This is a genomic window from Citrobacter sp. ANG330 (assembly GCF_047467925.1).
GTDB classification, from domain to species: Bacteria; Pseudomonadota; Gammaproteobacteria; order Enterobacterales; family Enterobacteriaceae; genus Citrobacter_A; species Citrobacter_A amalonaticus_G.
Window position 1 is genome coordinate 1 of record NZ_JASJUI010000013.1, and the last position, 20,638, is coordinate 20,638.

Annotated in this window: 22 protein-coding genes and 1 other annotated feature; of the genes, 11 read left to right on the top strand and 11 right to left on the bottom strand. The window is 52.4% G+C overall.

Annotated elements, in window-relative coordinates; genetic code table 11:
- Window positions 1–314: 314 nt before the first annotated feature.
- From clpB to rluD, 3 genes are all read right to left on the bottom strand, one after another.
- Window positions 315–2,888 (bottom strand): ATP-dependent chaperone ClpB, encoded by a 2,574-nt coding sequence (gene clpB, locus QNN88_RS20695; protein WP_414241857.1) that lies wholly within the window; start codon window positions 2,886–2,888, stop codon window positions 315–317.
- 129 nt (window positions 2,889–3,017) lie between these two features.
- Window positions 3,018–3,749 (bottom strand): purine nucleoside phosphorylase YfiH, encoded by a 732-nt coding sequence (gene yfiH, locus QNN88_RS20700; RefSeq protein WP_414241858.1) that lies wholly within the window; start codon window positions 3,747–3,749, stop codon window positions 3,018–3,020.
- A complete protein-coding gene (gene rluD / locus QNN88_RS20705; protein ID WP_414241859.1) occupies window positions 3,746–4,726 on the bottom strand; it encodes a 23S rRNA pseudouridine(1911/1915/1917) synthase RluD in 981 nt (326 codons plus the stop codon). Before rluD ends, yfiH begins: the two co-directional genes overlap by 4 nt.
- A 131-nt stretch (window positions 4,727–4,857) precedes the next feature.
- Here rluD and bamD point away from each other — a divergent pair, with 131 nt between their 5' ends.
- From bamD to pheA, 4 genes are all read left to right on the top strand, one after another.
- The gene (gene bamD / locus QNN88_RS20710) at window positions 4,858–5,595 is read left to right on the top strand and encodes an outer membrane protein assembly factor BamD (RefSeq protein ID WP_414241860.1); all 738 of its coding nucleotides are present in this window, start codon (window positions 4,858–4,860) and stop codon (window positions 5,593–5,595) included.
- 271 nt (window positions 5,596–5,866) lie between these two features.
- Window positions 5,867–6,205: a ribosome-associated translation inhibitor RaiA gene (gene raiA / locus QNN88_RS20715; protein WP_103776976.1), complete on the top strand. Its 339-nt coding sequence runs from the start codon at window positions 5,867–5,869 to the stop codon at window positions 6,203–6,205.
- 102 nt (window positions 6,206–6,307) lie between these two features.
- Window positions 6,308–6,432: a sequence feature (Phe leader region), on the top strand.
- Entirely contained in the window at window positions 6,309–6,356 is a 48-nt protein-coding gene (gene pheL / locus QNN88_RS20720; RefSeq protein WP_187375663.1) for a pheA operon leader peptide PheL, read from the top strand. Its footprint overlaps the feature before it by 48 nt.
- Before the next feature lie 22 nt (window positions 6,433–6,454).
- Window positions 6,455–7,615: a bifunctional chorismate mutase/prephenate dehydratase gene (gene pheA, locus QNN88_RS20725; RefSeq protein ID WP_414241861.1), complete on the top strand. Its 1,161-nt coding sequence runs from the start codon at window positions 6,455–6,457 to the stop codon at window positions 7,613–7,615.
- 102 nt (window positions 7,616–7,717) lie between these two features.
- On the opposite strand, the gene tyrA is transcribed toward pheA, so the two are convergent.
- Both tyrA and aroF read right to left on the bottom strand, forming a co-directional pair.
- Complete coding sequence (tyrA, locus tag QNN88_RS20730; RefSeq protein WP_414241862.1) at window positions 7,718–8,839, bottom strand: bifunctional chorismate mutase/prephenate dehydrogenase; 1,122 nt, start codon at window positions 8,837–8,839, stop codon at window positions 7,718–7,720.
- 10 nt (window positions 8,840–8,849) lie between these two features.
- The gene (gene aroF, locus QNN88_RS20735; RefSeq protein ID WP_042325901.1) at window positions 8,850–9,920 is read right to left on the bottom strand and encodes a 3-deoxy-7-phosphoheptulonate synthase AroF; all 1,071 of its coding nucleotides are present in this window, start codon (window positions 9,918–9,920) and stop codon (window positions 8,850–8,852) included.
- Between the two features lie 214 nt (window positions 9,921–10,134).
- Between aroF and QNN88_RS20740 the strand changes: the two genes are divergently transcribed.
- The 4 genes from QNN88_RS20740 to QNN88_RS20755 all read left to right on the top strand — a co-directional run bounded on the left by QNN88_RS20740 (window position 10,135) and on the right by QNN88_RS20755 (window position 12,882).
- Entirely contained in the window at window positions 10,135–10,509 is a 375-nt protein-coding gene (locus QNN88_RS20740) for a DUF2799 domain-containing protein (RefSeq protein ID WP_414241863.1), read from the top strand.
- A gap of 140 nt (window positions 10,510–10,649) precedes the next feature.
- Window positions 10,650–11,168, top strand: coding sequence for a YfiR family protein (locus QNN88_RS20745; RefSeq protein WP_414241864.1), 519 nt, complete (start codon window positions 10,650–10,652; stop codon window positions 11,166–11,168).
- The gene (dgcN, locus tag QNN88_RS20750; protein WP_414241865.1) at window positions 11,161–12,384 is read left to right on the top strand and encodes a diguanylate cyclase DgcN; all 1,224 of its coding nucleotides are present in this window, start codon (window positions 11,161–11,163) and stop codon (window positions 12,382–12,384) included. Before QNN88_RS20745 ends, dgcN begins: the two co-directional genes overlap by 8 nt.
- A gap of 15 nt (window positions 12,385–12,399) precedes the next feature.
- Window positions 12,400–12,882, top strand: coding sequence for an OmpA family protein (locus tag QNN88_RS20755; RefSeq protein WP_414241866.1), 483 nt, complete (start codon window positions 12,400–12,402; stop codon window positions 12,880–12,882).
- 126 nt (window positions 12,883–13,008) lie between these two features.
- Here the strand turns inward: QNN88_RS20755 and rplS are convergent, their stop codons facing one another.
- From rplS to ffh, 5 genes are all read right to left on the bottom strand, one after another.
- Entirely contained in the window at window positions 13,009–13,356 is a 348-nt protein-coding gene (rplS, locus tag QNN88_RS20760) for a 50S ribosomal protein L19 (protein WP_414241867.1), read from the bottom strand.
- Window positions 13,357–13,396: 40 nt separating this feature from the next.
- A complete protein-coding gene (trmD, locus tag QNN88_RS20765; protein WP_042999689.1) occupies window positions 13,397–14,164 on the bottom strand; it encodes a tRNA (guanosine(37)-N1)-methyltransferase TrmD in 768 nt (255 codons plus the stop codon).
- Window positions 14,165–14,208: 44 nt separating this feature from the next.
- Complete coding sequence (rimM, locus tag QNN88_RS20770) at window positions 14,209–14,757, bottom strand: ribosome maturation factor RimM (RefSeq protein WP_414241928.1); 549 nt, start codon at window positions 14,755–14,757, stop codon at window positions 14,209–14,211.
- Window positions 14,758–14,775: 18 nt separating this feature from the next.
- Window positions 14,776–15,024: a 30S ribosomal protein S16 gene (gene rpsP / locus QNN88_RS20775; RefSeq protein ID WP_042325918.1), complete on the bottom strand. Its 249-nt coding sequence runs from the start codon at window positions 15,022–15,024 to the stop codon at window positions 14,776–14,778.
- A 254-nt stretch (window positions 15,025–15,278) separates the two neighbouring features.
- The gene (ffh, locus tag QNN88_RS20780) at window positions 15,279–16,640 is read right to left on the bottom strand and encodes a signal recognition particle protein (RefSeq protein WP_042325920.1); all 1,362 of its coding nucleotides are present in this window, start codon (window positions 16,638–16,640) and stop codon (window positions 15,279–15,281) included.
- Between the two features lie 165 nt (window positions 16,641–16,805).
- Here ffh and QNN88_RS20785 point away from each other — a divergent pair, with 165 nt between their 5' ends.
- Both QNN88_RS20785 and QNN88_RS20790 read left to right on the top strand, forming a co-directional pair.
- Complete coding sequence (locus QNN88_RS20785; RefSeq protein WP_414241868.1) at window positions 16,806–17,597, top strand: inner membrane protein YpjD; 792 nt, start codon at window positions 16,806–16,808, stop codon at window positions 17,595–17,597.
- Between the two features lie 19 nt (window positions 17,598–17,616).
- Complete coding sequence (locus QNN88_RS20790) at window positions 17,617–18,903, top strand: HlyC/CorC family transporter (protein ID WP_414241929.1); 1,287 nt, start codon at window positions 17,617–17,619, stop codon at window positions 18,901–18,903.
- An 81-nt stretch (window positions 18,904–18,984) separates the two neighbouring features.
- Here the strand turns inward: QNN88_RS20790 and grpE are convergent, their stop codons facing one another.
- Window positions 18,985–19,581, bottom strand: coding sequence for a nucleotide exchange factor GrpE (gene grpE, locus QNN88_RS20795; protein ID WP_414241869.1), 597 nt, complete (start codon window positions 19,579–19,581; stop codon window positions 18,985–18,987).
- A 122-nt stretch (window positions 19,582–19,703) separates the two neighbouring features.
- Here grpE and nadK point away from each other — a divergent pair, with 122 nt between their 5' ends.
- Window positions 19,704–20,582, top strand: a complete 879-nt coding sequence (nadK, locus tag QNN88_RS20800) for an NAD(+) kinase (protein WP_414241870.1) — start codon at window positions 19,704–19,706, stop codon at window positions 20,580–20,582.
- Window positions 20,583–20,638: the final 56 nt, after the last annotated feature.

Consider the following 20,638-nt stretch of genomic DNA (forward strand, 5'->3'; position numbering starts at 1 on the left):
AGCAGTGCCGCTTCGCTTTTTCTCAGCGGCGCGGGGTGTGCATAATACGCTTTCCCGCTTCAGAGTCAAGCATTTATTTTTGCTTTTCTCTGTGGGTATTCATCGCTGAATCCCGCTGACCCGGCGGCTTGCGTGCCGTTGTTCCGTGTCAGTGGAGGCGCATTATAGGGAGTTATTTCGGGCTGACAAGTCAAAAATACAAAAAACTTATCAACTGCTCACTTTCCAGGCAAATCACTCTATAAACCGCCATTTTAGCCTGGTTTTTAAACAAAAATGGGCTCCGAAGAGCCCATTTATTATTCCATCAAGAATTACTGTACTGCGACAATCCGATCGCCGTTGGCTTCAAGGCGTATCGTTTTACCTGGAATTAACTCTCCAGACAGAATTTGCTGCGCCAGCGGGTTCTCAATCTGTTGCTGGATTGCACGTTTCAACGGACGAGCCCCATACACCGGATCATAACCATTGGCACTAAGCAGTTTCAGCGCTTCATCAGAGATGTGGATTTCATAACCACGTTCTTCCAGACGTTTGTACAGCCGCTGCAGTTGGATCTGCGCAATAGACGCGATGTGTTGTTCACCCAACGGATGGAATACCACAACCTCATCTATACGGTTGATGAATTCCGGGCGGAAATTGTGACTCACCACACCTAACACCAGATCTTTCATATGGCTGTAGTCGAGATCGCCGAAGCGTTCCTGAATCAAATCGGAACCCAGGTTAGAGGTCATAATGACCACCGTATTACGGAAGTCGACCGTTCTCCCCTGTCCATCGGTCAGACGACCATCATCCAGTACCTGCAGAAGAATGTTGAACACATCAGGATGCGCTTTCTCAACTTCATCAAGCAGAATAACGGAATAAGGACGACGACGAACCGCTTCGGTCAGATAACCGCCTTCTTCATAACCGACATATCCCGGAGGCGCCCCTACCAGGCGAGACACAGAGTGTTTCTCCATAAACTCGGACATGTCGATACGCACCATCGCGTCGTCGCTATCAAACATAAAGTTTGCCAGCGCCTTACACAGTTCGGTTTTACCGACCCCGGTTGGACCGAGGAACAGGAACGATCCAATCGGACGGTTTGGATCGGCAAGACCGGCACGGCTACGACGAATCGCGTTCGATACGGCCTCGACCGCTTCATTCTGCCCGATCACGCGACTATGTAACTCTTGCTCCATACGCAACAGTTTTTCGCGCTCGCCTTCCAGCATTCTCGCGACCGGGATACCGGTCCAGCGCGCCAGCACTTCGGCAATTTCCGCATCCGTCACTTTATTACGCAACAGACGCATGGTTTTACCTTCCGACTGTGTCGCGGCTTCCAGCTGTTTTTCCAGCTCAGGAATTTTGCCGTACTGCAGTTCGGACATCCGCGCCAGGTCGCCCACACGACGCGCCTGTTCAATAGCAATCTTCGCCTGTTCCAGCTCGGCTTTGATCGTTTGTGTTCCGGAGAGCGACGCTTTTTCCGCTTTCCACTCTTCTTCTAATTCAGAGTACTGACGCTCTTTGTCGTCCAGCTCTTCATTAAGCATATCGAGACGTTTTTTACTCGCCTCATCAGACTCTTTCATCAACGCCTGCTGCTCCAGTTTGAGCTGGATAATGCGGCGGTCGAGTCTGTCCAGCTCTTCCGGCTTAGAGTCAATCTGCATACGGATGCTGGATGCCGCTTCATCGATCAGGTCGATAGCTTTATCCGGCAACTGGCGATCGGCAATGTAACGATGAGACAGCGTGGCTGCCGCGACGATTGCCGGGTCAGTAATCTGCACATGGTGATGCAATTCATAACGTTCTTTCAGACCACGCAGTATCGCAATGGTATCTTCCACTGACGGTTCAGCCACGAACACTTTCTGGAAACGACGTTCCAGCGCCGCATCTTTTTCGATGTACTGGCGATACTCGTCGAGCGTTGTCGCCCCGACGCAGTGCAGCTCCCCACGCGCCAGCGCCGGTTTCAGCATGTTCCCGGCATCCATTGCCCCATCGGCTTTACCTGCGCCCACCATAGTGTGCAGTTCGTCGATGAACAGGATGACATTACCTTCCTGTTTCGCGAGATCGTTGAGTACGCCTTTTAAGCGCTCTTCAAATTCACCGCGATATTTTGCCCCAGCCACCAGCGCGCCCATATCCAGCGCCAGTACACGGCGGCCTTTTAAGCCTTCCGGGACCTCTCCATTAATGATTCGCTGTGCCAGCCCTTCAACAATCGCCGTTTTACCCACGCCAGGCTCACCAATTAACACCGGATTGTTTTTAGTACGGCGCTGCAGTACCTGAATAGTACGGCGAATCTCTTCATCACGGCCGATAACCGGGTCAAGTTTGCCCTGTTCGGCACGCTCGGTCAGATCGACGGTATATTTTTTCAAGGCCTGACGTTGGTCTTCAGCCCCTTGATCGTTCACGCTTTCACCTCCACGCATTTGTTCAATTGCCTGAGTAATATTGGCGGTCGTTGCGCCAGCCGATTTCAGCAAATCGGGCAATGTCCCGCGAGACTCAAGCGCCGCCAGAACGAACAGTTCTGACGAAATAAAGTTGTCCCCTCGTTTTTGCGCCAGCTTGTCGCAAAGATTCAATACACGCACCAGATCCTGAGACGGCTGTACGTCGCCACCGGTGCCTTCCACCTGCGGTAAACGACTCAGCGCCTGATCGATGGCGGTGCGTAGCTGCTCGGCATTAATGCCAGCAGAGGTTAATAAAGGACGTACCGATCCCCCTTCCTGATTCAGCAAGGCGCTCATTAAATGAAGAGGTTCGATGAATTGGTTGTCGTGCCCCAGTGCGAGTGACTGGGCATCGGCAAGAGCAAGCTGGAATTTGTTAGTAAGACGATCCAGACGCATAACTCCTCCCATAACAGGTCAAATTTGCTACTGGAGATTAAATGAGGTCATCCCTCAATTATTCAAGGTTAATGACCTGAATTATGTGAAAAGAAAATCACGCGTACCGGATCGTCTTGATTCTTTAGGTTATATCAGCCAAATAAAACTTGCCATACGCCCCGTGGTCTTGTCGCGACGATAAGAGAAGAAAGTCTCATTTTCACTAAAAGTACAGTGGTCGCCGCCATAAATTTGCTCAACGCCGACATTAGCCAGGCGCTGACGCGCAAGCTGATAAATATTCGCCAGATATTTTTCGCCGTGAGACTCAAAGGCTTCATGCGCATTAGCGTCTTTGTCGATAAACGCCTCACGCACTTCAGGTCCGACTTCAAAGGCCGCAGGACCAATCGCCGGGCCTAACCAGGCAAGAATATTTTCAGGCTTATCCGCAAAGCAGGCCACCGTCTCTTCCAGTACGCCTTCACATAATCCACGCCAGCCCGCATGGGCTGCCGCTACCTCCGTTCCCGCCCGATTACAAAAGAGTACGGGCAGACAGTCTGCCGTCATTACCGCACAAACGGTACCCGGCGTATTACTGTATGACGCATCCGCCCGTTTCGAGGCGTAAGGCTCGCCGGTCAGCTTCAGGACGTCTTTCCCATGTACCTGTTCCAGCCAGACCGGTTTTGAAGGCAGATTGCCCGCAGCAAACAGGCGTCTGCGGTTCTCTTCGACATGCTCTGGATTATCGCCACAGTGGGCCCCCAGATTTAAGGCATCATACGGCGGCAAACTCACACCGCCGGTACGGGTCGAACTGCAGGCCGCCACGCCATTTGGCAGAGGCCACTGCGGGACAATAAGCTTACTCATAGCCAGGCCACGTCATCCTTATGCTCTTCGAAATCCGCACGCATCGCGTCAATCAGTTCAACCATATCCTGCGGGATCGGCGCATGCCATTCCATTTCGATACCGGAAATTGGGTGATACAGACGCAGCATGGTGGCATGCAGCGCCTGACGGTCGAATTTACGCAATGTCGAGATAAATGCCTCCGACGCGCCTTTCGGCGGACGTGGACGGCCACCGTACACTTGATCGCCCACCAGCGGATGGGTGATATGCGCCATGTGCACGCGGATCTGGTGCGTACGCCCGGTTTCCAGACGCAGCCGCAGACGCGTGTGCACACGGAAGTGTTCCATAATGCGATAGTGCGTAACCGCCGGTTTCCCCATCGGATGCACCGCCATATGGGTACGCTTTGTCGGGTGACGACTGATAGGTTCTTCTACCGTGCCCCCCGCTGTCATATGACCGATCGCCACCGCTTCGTATTCGCGGGTGATTTCACGCAACTGCAGTGCCTCAACCAGGCGCGTCTGCGCCGGAACGGTTTTCGCAACCACCATTAATCCGGTGGTGTCTTTATCCAGACGATGGACAATACCCGCGCGCGGAACATCCGCAATTGGCGGATAATAATGCAGTAACGCATTCAAAACCGTGCCGTCCGGGTTGCCCGCGCCAGGATGAACAACCAGATCGCGTGGCTTGTTGATAACAATAATGTCATCATCTTCATAAACGATATCCAGTGGGATATCCTGAGGTTCGAAGCGGATTTCTTCATCGATTTCAGCATCGATGGCGACCTGTTCTCCGCCTAGCACTTTTTCTTTTGGTTTGTCGCAAATTTTACCGTTGACCAGCACGCGCTGATCGAGAATCCAATCTTTTATGCGCGATCGCGAATAATCAGGGAACATTTCGGCCAAAGCTTGATCTAAGCGTTGACCGAGTTGATTTTCGGAGACCGTTGCGGTGAGTTGTACTCGTTGTGCCATATACAGCTTCTTCGTTTAACGTTGGGTTTTACGGCTTTGCCGTTTAATATAGTGTGCTATTGTAGCTGGTCTTAACCGGGAGCAGGAACAGAGAATCTCCCGTAAAACATTTTGAGGAAAGTCAAAACGTCATGACGCGCATGAAATATCTGGTGGCAGCAGCCACGTTGAGCCTGTTTTTGGCGGGTTGCTCTGGTTCAAAGGAAGAGGTGCCCGATAATCCGCCTAATGAAATCTACGCGACTGCTCAGCAAAAGCTGCAGGACGGTAACTGGAAACAGGCAATAACGCAATTGGAAGCGTTGGATAACCGCTATCCATTTGGTCCCTATTCTCAGCAGGTGCAGTTAGATCTCATCTACGCCTACTACAAAAACGCCGATCTACCGCTTGCTCAGGCTGCCATCGATCGCTTTATCCGCCTGAACCCAACTCATCCTAACATTGATTATGTCATGTATATGCGTGGCCTGACCAATATGGCGTTAGATGACAGCGCATTACAAGGGTTCTTTGGTGTCGATCGTAGCGACCGTGACCCTCAGCATGCGCGAGCTGCGTTCAATGACTTTTCGAAACTGGTTCGCGGCTATCCGAACAGCCAGTACACCACAGACGCCACCAAACGTCTGGTGTTCCTGAAAGATCGTCTGGCGAAATATGAGTACTCCGTTGCGGATTACTACACCAAACGCGGCGCATGGGTGGCCGTGGTTAACCGTGTAGAAGGCATGCTGCGTGATTACCCGGATACGCAGGCAACGCGAGACGCCCTGCCGCTGATGGAAAATGCCTATCGCGAAATGCAGATGACGGCACAGGCTGACAAAGTGGCGAAGATTATTGCCGCCAACAGCAGCAACACCTGACCCCATTTTCAAATGCAGAACGGCAGCCCGCAGGCTGCCGTTTTTTTATCCGTTTTACGTCATGTTCCAGTACACTTTCCTATAACGCAACTCATCAACTATGGCCTGCTTTCGGGCTTTCCTCAAGTTAAAAATCACCTCTTCCTGCGATAACTCACAAAAAGGTTCCCTTGACAAAAAGTGACAAAATAATGTGATTTGAATCACACATTTTGACATTAGGAACGGTATGCTGGATTCACCAAGACGGGAAAGACAAGAGGTAAAATTTATGACAATGAACATTACCAGCAAACAAATGGAAATTACTCCGGCCATTCGCCAACATGTCGCAGACCGTCTCGCCAAACTCGAAAAATGGCAAACCCATCTTATTAATCCACATATCATTCTGTCTAAGGAGCCACAGGGTTTCGTCGCTGATGCCACCATCAATACACCAAACGGACATCTGGTCGCCAGCGCAAAACACGAAGATATGTACACCGCTATTAACGATTTGATCAACAAGCTGGAACGGCAGCTCAATAAAGTGCAGCACAAAGGCGAAGCCCGTCGTGCAACAACTTCAGTAAAAGACGCCAACTTCGTCGAAGCAGAAGAAGAGTAGTCCCTTACATTGAGTGTATCGCCAACGCGCCTTCGGGCGCGTTTTTTGTTGACAGGGTGAAAACAGTACGGGTACTTTACTGACATCACTTAAGGAAACTGACATGCAACTTACCCCGTTTTTCTTCGCATTCTTTTTTACCTTCCCCTGAACGGGAGGCTTTCGTCGTGTGAAAAAGAATGCGAAGACGAACAATAAGGCCTCCCACACCGGGGGGCCTTTTTTATTGATAACAATAAAGGCAACACTATGACATCGGAAAACCCCTTACTGGCGCTGCGCGATAAAATCAGCACGCTGGATGCAAAATTGCTGGCGTTACTGGCCGAGCGACGTGGGCTGGCAGTTGAAGTCGGCAAAGCTAAACTCGAATCCCATCGTCCGGTGCGGGATATCGACCGGGAGCGCGATCTGCTGGACAGACTGATTACCCTTGGCAAAGCGCATCATCTTGATGCGCATTACATCACCCGCCTTTTTCAGCTCATTATTGAAGATTCTGTTCTCACCCAGCAGGCGCTGCTTCAGCAGCATCTGAATAAAATCAATCCGCATTCCGCACGCGTGGCGTTCCTGGGGCCAAAAGGCTCTTACTCACATCTTGCGGCACGTCAGTACGCCGCACGCCACTTCGAACAGTTTATTGAGAGCGGGTGCGCCAGGTTTGCTGATATTTTTAATCAGGTTGAAACCGGTCAGGCCGATTACGCAGTTGTACCAATTGAAAACACCAGCTCCGGCGGGATTAACGATGTCTACGATCTGCTACAGCACACCAGTCTGTCGATTGTGGGCGAGATGACGGTGACTATCGACCATTGCGTACTGGTTTTGGGAACAACAGACCTCGACACCATCGAAACGGTTTACAGCCATCCGCAGCCGTTCCAGCAGTGCAGCAAGTTCCTCAGTCGTTATCCACACTGGAAAATTGAGTACACCGAAAGTACATCCGCCGCAATGGAAAAAGTCGCGCAGGCAAACTCTCCAGGCGTTGCCGCACTCGGCAGTGAAGCCGGAGGCGTGCTGCATGGTTTACAGGTCCTGGAACGTATCGAAGCGAACCAGACGCAGAACATCACTCGCTTCATCGTGCTGGCGCGTAAAGCGATCAACGTCTCCGATCAGGTCCCGGCCAAAACTACCCTGCTGATGGCGACAGGACAGCAGGCGGGTGCCCTGGTTGAAGCACTGCTGGTGCTGCGCAACCATAATCTGATCATGACTAAGCTGGAATCCCGTCCGATACACGGCAATCCGTGGGAAGAGATGTTTTATCTCGATATCCAGGCCAATCTGGAATCGTTGCAGATGCAGAAAGCGCTCAAGGAGTTGGGCGAGATCACCCGCTCAATGAAGGTGTTGGGCTGTTATCCGAGTGAGAACGTAGTGCCGGTTGATCCGAGCTAACATGCAACAAGGCCGGAGGGCGCTATGCCTGTCCGGCCTGCTGTTTATGTTGCGCAAACCGGATAAGACGCTTTAGCGTCGCCATCCGGCATAATCCTGCCATTACTGTCGACTGTCATTCGCCTGGCGTAACAGCGTACGACTTTCGCTCTGGAAGCGCTTCGCGTAGTCACCGAACCAGTGCTCTACTTTGCGAAAGCTGTCGATAAACGCCTGTTTATCCCCTTGCTCCAGCAGGCTAATCGCGTCGCCAAAACGTTTGTAGTAGCGCTTAATCAGCGCCAGATTGCTCTCCGACGACATAATGATATCAGCGTAAAGCTGCGGGTCCTGAGCAAACAGTCGCCCCACCATCGCCAGTTCAAGACGATAAATCGGCGAAGAGAGCGCCAGCAACTGTTCAAGCTGCACGTTTTCTTCTGCCAGGTGCAGACCATAAGCAAACGTCGCAAAGTGACGCAGCGCCTGAATGAACGCCATGTTCTGATCGTGCTCGACGGCGCTAATGCGGTGCAGCCGTGCGCCCCAGACCTGAATTTGCTCCAGAAACCACTGATAGGCTTCAGGATTACGCCCGTCGCACCAGACCACCACCTGTTTTGCCAGGCTACCGCTGTCCGGACCGAACATCGGGTGCAGACCGAGCACCGGGCCAGCGTGCGCCGCCAGCATCGCCTGTAAAGGACCGTTTTTCACCGACGCCAGATCGACCAGGATGCAGTCGGCGGGCAGCGGCGGTAATTGCGCAATCACCTGTTCCGTCAGATGGATAGGCACACTCACGATCACCATGCCAGCATCCGCAACGATCTCCTGCGCGCGATCCCAGTCATGCTGCTCAAGGATCCGCACCTGATAACCCGACAGCAGGAGCATTTTCTCGAACAACCGGCCCATCTGCCCGCCGCCGCCGACAATCACTACCGGGCGCAGGGAAGGACAAAGCGTCTTAAACCCTTTGTCATTCTCACTGGAATAAGACTCACGCATCACCCGACGCAGTACGTCTTCAATCAGATCCGGTGGTACACCAAGCGCTTCCGCTTCGGCACGGCGCGAAGCCAGCATCGAGGCTTCACGCTCTGGTACGTAAATCGGCAGACCAAAGCGGCTTTTGACTTCACCGACCTCAGCCACCAGTTCCAGACGGCGCGCCAGCAAATCCAGCAACGCTTTATCGACTTCATCAATTTGATCGCGTAACGCGGTCAACTCAGCAACCATAACGAACCTCTTAAGCCTGGCGCGCCGCCAACTGGCCGTTCAAGTCTTTGTTAATTTCACGCAGCAACGCGTCCGTCATTTCCCAGCTAATGCAGGCGTCGGTAACGGACACGCCGTACTTCATTTCGCTGCGCGGTTGCTCGGAGGACTGGTTGCCTTCATGAATATTACTTTCAATCATCAGGCCGATGATTGAGCGGTTGCCATCTTTAATTTGAGCAACCACCGACTCTGCCACGGCAGGCTGACGACGGTAATCTTTATTGGAGTTACCATGACTGCAATCTACCATCAGTGACGGCCGCAGTCCCGCCTGCTCCATCTCTTTTTCGCACTGAGCGACGTCTGCCGGGCTGTAGTTAGGCGCTTTGCCGCCGCGCAGGATCACATGTCCGTCCGGGTTACCCTGGGTTTGCAGTAACGCAACTTGCCCAGCCTGGTTAATACCGACAAAACGGTGCGACTGCGCCGCAGCGCGCATAGCGTTGATCGCCGTCGCCAGGCTGCCGTCGGTGCCGTTTTTGAACCCCACCGGCATCGACAGACCCGACGCCATTTCACGATGTGTTTGTGATTCCGTGGTGCGGGCGCCAATCGCCGACCAGCTAAACAGATCGCCCAGGTATTGAGGACTGTTCGGATCCAGCGCCTCTGTCGCCAGCGGCAGTCCCATGTTGACCAGTTCAAGCAGCAGTTGACGCGCAATTTTCAGACCCGCTTCCACGTCAAAAGAGCCGTCCATGTGAGGATCGTTAATTAACCCTTTCCAGCCAACGGTGGTACGGGGTTTTTCAAAATAGACGCGCATCACCAGATAGAGGCTATCGCTGACCTCTGCGGCAAGGGCTTTAAATCGACGAGCATATTCCAGGGCCGTTTCAGGATCGTGAATGGAGCACGGACCACACACCACCAACAGACGCGGATCGCGTCCGGCAATGATGTCAGAAATGGTTTTACGCGACTGGGCGATTTGCGCCTCTTGCGCCAGGCTCAGCGGGAATTCCGCTTTCAGTTGTTCCGGGGTCATCAGAACCTGTTCGTCGGTAATATGTACGTTGTTCAGCGCGTCTTTTTGCATGATGGCGATCCTGTTTTTGCTCGTTTGCGATAGTTTTCCTCACTGAGGATGACGTAACGATAACACAACGAGTAAAGATATCAATCCAAAATACGTAAACATTACGTTACATCAGTGAAATTAACTCGATTTAGCGCAAGATAATTTGTACGCAATAGTTTACACAAACTTATTTTGAGATCCGCTATGCTTTGAAAAAACAGGAGAACAGGCAATGACGAAAATAGTCGGTATCGCAGTGATTTTGCTGCTTAGTGGCTGTCAGATCGATCCTTACACTCACGCGCCAACGTGGACCAGCACCGACTGGTATGACGCCGGGATTGAAGATGCAATTGCCGGCATGGCGGTTAAAGATAATGAAACACTGGCCGATACCTTTAATGACCCGGAGGTGGATCGTTCGCAATACCTTAAAGGCTACGCAGAAGGCCAACGTAAAACCTGCCAGCAAAATTTTGCCTATGCCAGAGGCGTAACGGGGAAAACCTTCCCTGCCAGTTGCGATACGGTAGAAAATGCCAGCCTGTTGCGTGAGGCATGGCAACAAGGTGCCGATGAAAATGCCGCTTCAATACGTCTGAATTAATATTTAGTCAGATTTAGCTTAAACCGCATACGTTAATCTACAAGGTATAATGACGCTCCGCAAAAATAATGTTATTTTGCTTTAAACAAAACATGGATGTATTTTGATGACGGATAAAAGATGCTGGTGAGGAAATCGTTATGTTCGCTTCTCACCGATGCCTGATGCTGTTAATGCTATTACTGCTGGGATTGCCAGTACATGCTCAGGATTTCCCTGATGTGGCGAAAAATGTTCGTGCAATGGTCTCTGGCATCGTCAGCTATACGCACTGGCCAGCCCTCTCAGGGCCGCCCAGACTGTGCATTTTCTCGTCTTCCCGGTTCGCCAGCGTCCTGGAGGACAGCAGTGATATACCGCTGCCTTATCAACCCGTCATTATTCACACCGCCCAGGAAGCATTAACTGCGCGCTGTGATGGTGTTTATTTCGGCAGTGAATCTCCCACTGCTCAGGTTGAATTAACAAATAATTATCCGTCTAAGGCGTTGTTATTAATTGCAGAACAGAATGACGAATGCATTATAGGCAGCGCCTTTTGTTTGATTATTAACAATAATGATGTCAGATTCGCCGTTAATCTGGATTCTTTGTCGCGCAGTGGCGTAAGGGTCAATCCGGATGTATTGATGCTCGCCCGGAATAAAAAGCATGGATAAGGCTCATTCCTCTTCCCCCCGTCCAACGTTTAAGCGAGCGTTGCGACGCATCAACATGACAAGCGTGATCGTGACCATGACGCTGATCTGGCTGCTGCTGTGTGTTGCCTCAATAGTGACGTTAAAACAGTACGCGCAAAAAAACCTCGAGCTCACTGCGGCGACAATGACCCACAGTCTGGAAGCCGCGCTGGTATTCACCGATGATGCAGCCGCCGCAGAAACGCTGGCCGCACTCGGCCAACAGGGGCAATTTTCCGCCGCTGAGGTTCGCGACAACAATCAGAACGTAATTGCCTCCTGGCGCTATAACGAGCAGGAGAATGACGATAAGCTGGGCGATTTTATCAGCCACTGGCTCTTCCCCTTCCCCATCGCCCAGCCCGTCTGGCACAGTGGTGAGATTATTGGTGAAGTTCGACTTACCGCGCGTGACAGCCTTATCAGCCACTTTATCTGGCTTTCTCTGGCCGTGCTCACCGGGTCACTTCTGTTGGCTTCCGGTATCGCCATTTTGCTGACGCGTCATCTGCATCGTGGCATGGTTGAGGCACTACAAAACATCACCGAGGTGGTGCACGATGTGCGTACGAATCGTAATTTCTCCCGCCGCGTCTCTGAAGAACGAATTGAAGAGTTCCACAATTTTGCCCAGGACTTCAACAGCCTGCTGGATGAAATGGAGGAGTGGCAACTGCGTTTGCAGGCCAAAAATGCGCAATTACTGCGAACGGCACTGCACGATCCGCTGACGGGTCTGGCAAACCGGGCAGCATTTCGTAGCAGCATCAGCGCTCTGATGAACGACAATTCCGCCCGTAGCAGCTCCGCGCTTTTATTCCTGGATGGCGATAACTTCAAATTCGTGAATGACACCTGGGGGCATGCCGCAGGCGATCGCGTGTTGATTGAAGTCGCCAGGCGACTGGCTGAATTCGGTGGCAACCGCCATATTCCTTATCGCCTCGGCGGTGATGAGTTTGCCGTCGTGCTTTACGGCGTCCATTCAGACTATGAAGTCCAGCGAATCAGCGCCGCGCTGTCACAAGAGTTTAATCGTCCTTTTGACCTGCATAACGGGCATTTAGTCAGTATGACGCTGAGTATGGGTTACGCGCTGACCTGGGAGCACGCTTCCGCCGAGAAATTACAAGAACTGGCCGATCGCAATATGTATCGGGCTAAACATCAGCGCAGCGAGCGCTTGATAAAATAAAAAAGGAATGCACACATGCTTAAGCGTCTTTTATCCCCACTCATTCTTGCCACGCTATTGCTGGCAGGCTGCCAGACTCCACAGGGCAAGTTCACCCCTGCGCAAGTGGCGGCCATGCAATCGTACGGATTTACACAATCTGCGGGTGACTGGTCCCTGGGGCTTTCTGACACCATTCTGTTTGATAAGAATGACTACAAGCTGCGTGCGGAAAGTCAGCAACATATCCAGTCGATGGCAGCCCGTCTCGCCTCAGTGGGGCTGAACCATGCGCGCATGGATGGGCATACCGATAACTACGGCGAGGATAGCTACAATGAGGCGCTATCGCTCAAGCGCGCCAATGTCGTGGCGGACGCCTGGTCAGAAGGCGCAAAGATTCCGCGCGCCAATCTCACCACGCAAGGACTAGGGAAAAAATACCCGATCGCCAGTAACCAGTCGGCGAAAGGTCGCGCGGAAAATCGCCGCGTCGCCGTGGTCATCAGCGCGCCTTAAATTGCACTGCGCTCTGAAGCGTCTACCTAAAATACAGATGTCGCGGCAATAGCGACCAATATGAGGATAAAAAAAGGGCCAGCCAACTGGCCAGCCCTTCTAACAGGATGTCGCCTGAGCGATATCTTAGTTAAGACGCTCTTTGATACGAGCAGCCTTACCAGTACGCTCACGCAGGTAGTACAGTTTAGCTTTACGAACGGCACCACGACGTTTAACAGCAATGCTGTCAACAACCGGAGAGTGAGTCTGGAAGACACGCTCAACGCCTTCGCCGTTGGAAATTTTACGAACAGTGAATGCAGAGTGCAGACCGCGGTTACGAATAGCGATAACCACGCCCTCGAATGCCTGCAGACGTTTTTTGGAACCTTCAACAACCCATACTTTCACTTCCACGGTATCACCCGGACGGAAGGAAGGTACGTCCTGCTTCATCTGCTCTTGTTCAAGTTGCTTAATAATGCTGCTCATAATTTAATCTCTTATCCTGGGTAAACTGATAATCGGGGGCTTACGCCATCCCATCATGTTTATGTTGCTGTTGCGCGTGTTCCGTTTTGAACTCCGCCAGCAACCTTGCTTGCTCTTCAGTCAGAGCCAGGTTTTCCAGAAGTTCAGGTCTTCTAAGCCAGGTGCGACCCAGCGACTGTTTCAAGCGCCAGCGACGTATCTCAGCATGGTTTCCTGACAGTAACACTGCCGGGACGTCCATCTCTTCTAACACTTCAGGTCGGGTATAGTGCGGGCAGTCCAGCAATCCATCCGCAAAGGAATCTTCCGTTGCCGATGCCTCATGACCCAGAACCCCCGGAATGAACCGGGATACGGAGTCAATCAGTACCATTGCCGGTAACTCTCCACCGCTGAGAACGTAATCGCCGATTGACCATTCTTCGTCAATTTCGGTTTGGATCACGCGCTCATCTATGCCTTCGTAGCGACCACATACCAGAATCAACTTTTGATTCGTGGCCAGTTCGCTGACGCCCGCTTGATCAAGCTTGCGTCCCTGAGGTGACAGATAAATCACCTTAGCGCCTTCACCCGCCGCGCTTTTTGCTGCATGAATGGCATCCCGTAAGGGTTGAACCATCATTAACATCCCCGGTCCGCCGCCGTAAGGACGATCGTCCACGGTACGGTGCCGGTCATGCGTGAAGTCGCGAGGACTCCAGCTCTGGATGTTCAGCAGGCCATTTTTAACAGCCCGGCCAGTTACCCCGTAATCGGTAATTGCACGAAACATTTCTGGAAACAGGCTAACGATACCTATAAACACAAGCCAATCCCCATCACGCCGTCATTTACCGCTTATCCGGTGGTTTAAAAACCAGGATCCCAATCTACTTCGATAATTCGCGTAGTGAGATCGACTTTCTTGATAACCTGCCCATCGAGGAACGGCACGAGGCGTTCCTTGATACCAAACGCATCTTTCAGGTTTGCCTTAATGACGATGACGTCATTCGATCCGGTTTCCATCATATCGACGACTTTACCGAGATCGTAGCCTTCCGTGGTCACTACCTGGCAGCCCATCAGGTCTTTCCAGTAGTAGTCACCCTCTTCCAGTTTTGGCAGTTGCGTCGAATCCACGACAATTTCGCAATTAGTCAACAGATTCGCAGCATCCCGATCTTCAATGCCTTTCAGCTTGATGATCAGATCCTGATTGTGGTGCTTCCAGCTTTCCAGCTGTACTTGCTGCCACTGACCCGCCTTCTGGATAAACCAGGGCTGATAGTCAAAAATGCTTTCGGCGTCTTCAGTGGAAGAAAACACTCTGAGCCAACCACGAATACCGTAAGACGATCCCATTTTCCCTAAGACAATCGGGTCCACGGGTGCTTGCGCAGTGAGTTGCTTGCTCATCATGACCACCGTGACAGATTAAGCTGCTTTGCTTACTTCTTTGATCAGCGTAGCAACGCGATCAGAAATGGTCGCGCCCTGGCCAACCCAGTGAGCGATGCGATCCAGATCCAGGCGAGTGCCTTCTTCTTTTTCGCTAGCGATTGGGTTAAAGAAGCCAACGCGCTCAATGAAGCGACCGTTACGTGCGTTACGGCTGTCAGTAACAACAACCTGGTAGAACGGACGCTTTTTAGCGCCGTGACGAGCTAAACGAATAGTTACCATAACATCCTCTTGTGTGAATAAAACAACCGGGCCCCATCGAGGAACGGAGCCCGGTGTCATATTAAAAGCCCGAAAATTTTACTGATTTCTGGGGAAATTGCAATCAGCAGTTAAGAACTCTGCGGCAAAAGGCCGTCGGCGATGCGGTCAGTTCGGTGCCGGCGTGCGCACAGCCACCGGAGCGTACACGTAGTACGTGAGGATGGCGAGCACACCCCGGTGCCGAAATGACAAATAAGCCAGGCCTGTAAAGATCAGCGACCGGGGAATCCTGGCGGCATCATCCCCTTCATACTGCGCATCATTTTGGCCATCCCGCCCTTCTTCATCTTCTTCATCATGCGTTGCATGTCGTCGAACTGTTTCAGAAGGCGGTTAACGTCCTGCACCTGCATACCGCAGCCTTGTGCGATACGGCGTTTACGGGAGCCTTTGATGATTTCCGGCTTCGCACGTTCTTTCAGCGTCATCGAGTTGATGATCGCCTCCATGCGCACCAGCACTTTGTCATCCATCTGCGACTTCACGTTGTCCGGGATCTGCCCCATACCCGGCAGCTTGCCCATCAGGCTCGCCATGCCGCCCATGTTTTTCATCTGGCGCAACTGTTCCAGGAAGTCGGTCAGATCAAAACCGTCGCCCTTTTTCAGTTTGGTCGCCAGCTTCTCTGCCTGCGCGCGGTCAACCTTACTTTCGATATCCTCGATCAGCGACAGCACGTCGCCCATGCCGAGGATACGTGACGCGATGCGATCCGGATGGAACGGCTCCAGCGCCTCGGTTTTCTCGCCAACGCCGAGGAATTTGATCGGTTTGCCGGTGATGTGACGAATAGAGAGCGCGGCACCGCCACGGGCATCACCATCGACTTTGGTCAGCACCACGCCGGTCAGCGGCAGCGCTTCGTTAAACGCCTTCGCGGTATTCGCCGCATCCTGACCGGTCATTGCATCGACCACAAACAGGGTTTCCACCGGGTTGATAGACGCATGAACCTGTTTGATTTCGTCCATCATCGCTTCGTCAACGTGCAGACGACCGGCGGTATCCACCAGTAGCACGTCGTAGAATTTGAGTTTGGCTTCTTTTAGCGCCGCGTTAACGATATCAACCGGCTTCTGGCCGACATCTGACGGGAAGAAATCAACGCCAACCTGCTCGGCCAGCGTTTCGAGTTGTTTGATCGCCGCAGGGCGATATACGTCAGCGGAGACAACCAGCACTTTCTTCTTGTGCTTTTCGCGCAGGAATTTACCCAGCTTACCGACGCTGGTGGTTTTACCCGCACCTTGCAGGCCCGCCATCAGCACCACAGCCGGCGGCTGCGCGGCCAGGTTCAGGCTCTGGTTCTCTTCGCCCATCGCCGCCACAAGTTCGTTGCGGACAATCTTGACGAACTCCTGCCCCGGCGTCAGGCTCTTGTTAACTTCATGTCCAACCGCTTTCTCTTTTACGCGATTGATAAACTCTCGCACTACCGGCAGCGCAACGTCAGCCTCCAGTAGCGCCATGCGCACTTCGCGCAGTGTCTCTTTAACGTTGTCTTCAGTAAGGCGTCCGCGGCCACTGATATTGCGCAGCGTACGCGACAAACGATCGGTTAAATTATCAAACATTGTCTCTCGCCTGGGGTGGAAACGGTTGGTCGCACGGGCGACACATGAACAGAATTTTGTCGCAGTATAACATGAAGCCGTCTTTGTTGTTATGCAACGGTTGGAGCCACGGTCACGTAACGTTATACTGCTTCTCTTTCTCACTGGCCAACTGTCGACACCACTATGCCCGTTTTTGCTTTGCTCGCCCTTGTCGCCTATTCCGTCAGCCTTGCGCTGATTATTCCCGCTTTGCTGCAAAAAAACAGCGGCTGGCGGCGTATGGCTATTCTTTCTGCGGTTGTCGCGCTGGTGTGTCATGCTATTGCGCTTGAAGCCCGCATTCTGCCGGGTGGCGACAGCGGACAAAACCTGAGCCTGCTAAACGTCGGCTCGCTGGTCAGCCTGATGATCTGTACGGTGATGACGATTGTCGCCTCGCGCAACCGTGGCTGGCTGCTGTTGCCGGTGGTGTATGCTTTCGCGCTGATCAATCTGGCCTTCGCGACCTTCATGCCAAACGAGTTCATCACCCACCTCGAAGCCACGCCGGGGATGATGATCCACATCGGATTGTCGCTGTTCTCCTATGCAACGCTCATTATCGCCGCCCTGTACGCGCTGCAACTGGCGTGGATCGACTATCAGCTTAAAAACAAAAAGCTGGCGTTCAATAATGAAATGCCGCCGCTGATGAGCATCGAACGCAAGATGTTTCACATCACGCAGATTGGTGTGGTCCTGCTGACGCTCACTCTGTGTACCGGCCTGTTTTACATGCACAATCTGTTCAGCATGGAAAATATCGACAAAGCGGTGCTCTCAATCATCGCATGGTTTGTCTATATTGTTCTGTTGTGGGGACATTATCATGAAGGCTGGCGCGGTCGCCGTGTGGTGTGGTTTAACGTCGCAGGCGCAGTCATCCTGACGCTGGCCTATTTCGGCAGCCGGATTTTGCAGCAGTTTGTCAGCTAAGCCTTAAAGGAGGCGCCCCCTGGAACACATCTCCACCACCACGCTGATCGTCACATTGATCGTCATGGTGGTCATCTCCGCCTATTTTTCCGGTTCTGAAACCGGCATGATGACCCTGAACCGCTACCGCCTGCGCCATCTGGCCAAACAAGGGAACCGTCCGGCGAAGCGCGTCGAAAAGCTGTTGCGTAAGCCCGATCGCCTGATAAGTCTGGTACTAATTGGTAATAACCTGGTCAATATTCTCGCGTCGGCCATCGGCACCATTGTCGGTATGCGACTGTATGGCGATGCGGGCGTCGCCATCGCCACCGGTGTACTGACTTTCGTCGTGCTGGTGTTTGCCGAAGTTTTGCCGAAAACCATTGCGGCGCTTTATCCGGAAAAGGTGGCCTATCCGAGCAGCTTTCTACTGGCGCCATTACAAATTCTGATGATGCCGCTGGTCTGGCTGCTCAACACCATTACCCGCCTGTTGATGCGCATGATGGGCATTAAAACCGATATCGTCATCAGCGGCTCGTTGAGTAAAGATGAATTACGTACCCTCGTGAACGAATCCCGTTCGCAAATTTCCCGCCGCAACCAGGACATGCTGCTGTCAGTGCTCGATCTGGAAAAGGTCAGCGTGGATGACATCATGGTGCCGCGCAGTGAAATCATCGGGATTGATATCAATGACGACTGGAAATCGATTGTGCGTCAGTTGTCGCATTCGCCACATGGACGCATAGTGCTTTACCGTGACTCTCTGGACGACGCCATCAGCATGCTGCGCGTGCGTGAAGCCTGGCGGTTGATGTCGGAAAAGAAAGAGTTCACTAAAGAGACTATGCTGCGCGCCGCCGATGAGATCTACTTCGTCCCGGAAGGCACGCCACTCAGCACGCAGCTCATCAAGTTTCAGCGTAATAAAAAGAAAGTGGGCCTGGTGGTCAACGAATATGGCGATATTCAGGGGCTGGTCACGGTAGAGGATATTCTCGAAGAGATTGTCGGCGACTTTACCACCTCGATGTCCCCCACGCTGGCAGAGGAAGTGACGCCGCAAAATGACGGTTCGGTGATCATCGACGGCAGCGCTAACGTGCGGGAAATCAACAAAGCGTTTAACTGGCATCTGCCGGAAGACAACGCGCGCACGGTGAATGGCGTGATTCTGGAAGCGCTGGAAGAGATCCCGATTGCGGGCACTCGCGTACGCATCGGTCAATACGACATTGATATTCTCGACGTCCAGGAGAATATGATTAAGCAGGTCAGAGTGTTGCCTGTTAAGCCACTCCGGGAAAGTGTCGCGGAGTAATGAAAACGGCCCGCTGGTCTTCCAGTGGGCCGTAGACCGGATAAGCGTCAGTGCCAGCCGGCAATATAAATAGCCGAAAGATTAACCTTTCGCTTTCGCAACCGTCACCATCGCCGCTCGAATTGTACGACCGTTCAACGTATAGCCTTTCTGCATAATCCCCAGCACGTTGCCCGGCGCGACATCGTCGGACTCCACCATCGCAATGGCCTGATGCACGTTCGGATCCAGCGCCACGTTAGTTTCGGCAATAACTTCCACGCCAAACTTACGCACCACATCCAGCATCGATTTCAGGGTCAGCTCGATCCCTTCAACCATCGGGGCCAAATCCGGATTGGCTTTATCTGCCACTTCAAGCGCGCGATCGAGGCTATCAATCACCGGCAGCAGTTCGTTGACGAATTTTTCCAGCGCGAACTTATGCGCCTTCTCAACGTCCAGTTCGGTACGGCGACGCAGGTTTTCCATTTCGGCTTTGATACGCAGCACGGCGTCACGTTCACGGTTCTGAGCTTCAGCAAGCTGCGCTTCCAGATTCGCAATTTTTTCATCGCGCGGATCCACCTGCTCAGCAGAAGCCTCAGGTTCAACCGCCTCAACGTCTTCGTGCTGTTCCATGATAATTTCTTCCGGGGCTTGTTGCCCCTCAGGCGTTTTCTGTTCTTTACTACTCATGAATTTCTCCGCGTTTTTTTCGCATTCATCTCGCTAACTTCGCTTATTATGGGGATCAGATTCAGGGTTTCAAGGGAAGTACTCACATTGTCATCAATCTTCGTCACAAGGACCTCGAAAAAATGAATAATCATTTCAAGTGTATCGGCATTGTGGGACACCCCCGTCACCCCACGGCACTCACGACACATGAAATGCTCTACCGCTGGTTATGCACCAAAGGGTATGAGGTCATTGTCGAGCAGCAGATCGCTCACGAGTTACAGTTGAAGAATGTGAAAACCGGCACTCTGGCGGAGATTGGCCAGCAGGCGGACCTTGCGGTGGTTGTCGGCGGCGATGGCAATATGCTTGGCGCGGCGCGAACGCTGGCGCGATACGATATCAAGGTGATCGGCATCAACCGCGGCAATCTCGGCTTCCTGACGGATCTTGATCCTGATAACGCGCAGCAACAGCTCGCCGACGTGCTGGAAGGCCATTACGTCGCGGAAAAACGCTTTCTGCTGGAAGCACAGGTCTGTCAGAAGGACTGCCAGAAGCGTATCAGTACCGCCATTAACGAGGTTGTACTGCACCCCGGCAAAGTCGCGCACATGATTGAATTTGAAGTCTACATTGACGAAAGCTTTGCTTTCTCGCAGCGTTCTGATGGCCTGATTATCTCGACACCAACAGGTTCCACCGCTTATTCCCTGTCGGCTGGCGGCCCGATTCTAACCCCGTCCCTTGATGCCATCACGCTGGTGCCGATGTTCCCGCACACCCTTTCGGCGCGTCCGCTGGTTATCAACAGCAGCAGCACCATTCGGCTGCGTTTCTCGCACCGCCGTAACGATCTCGAAATCAGTTGTGACAGCCAGATAGCGTTACCGATTCAGGAAGGTGAAGATGTGCTGATCCGTCGCTGTGATTACCATCTGAATCTCATTCACCCAAAAGATTACAGTTATTTCAATACATTAAGTACCAAATTAGGCTGGTCAAAAAAATTATTCTAATTTAACGCCAACCTCTTTACTGTATAAAAAACCAGTTTATACTGTATGTAATCACA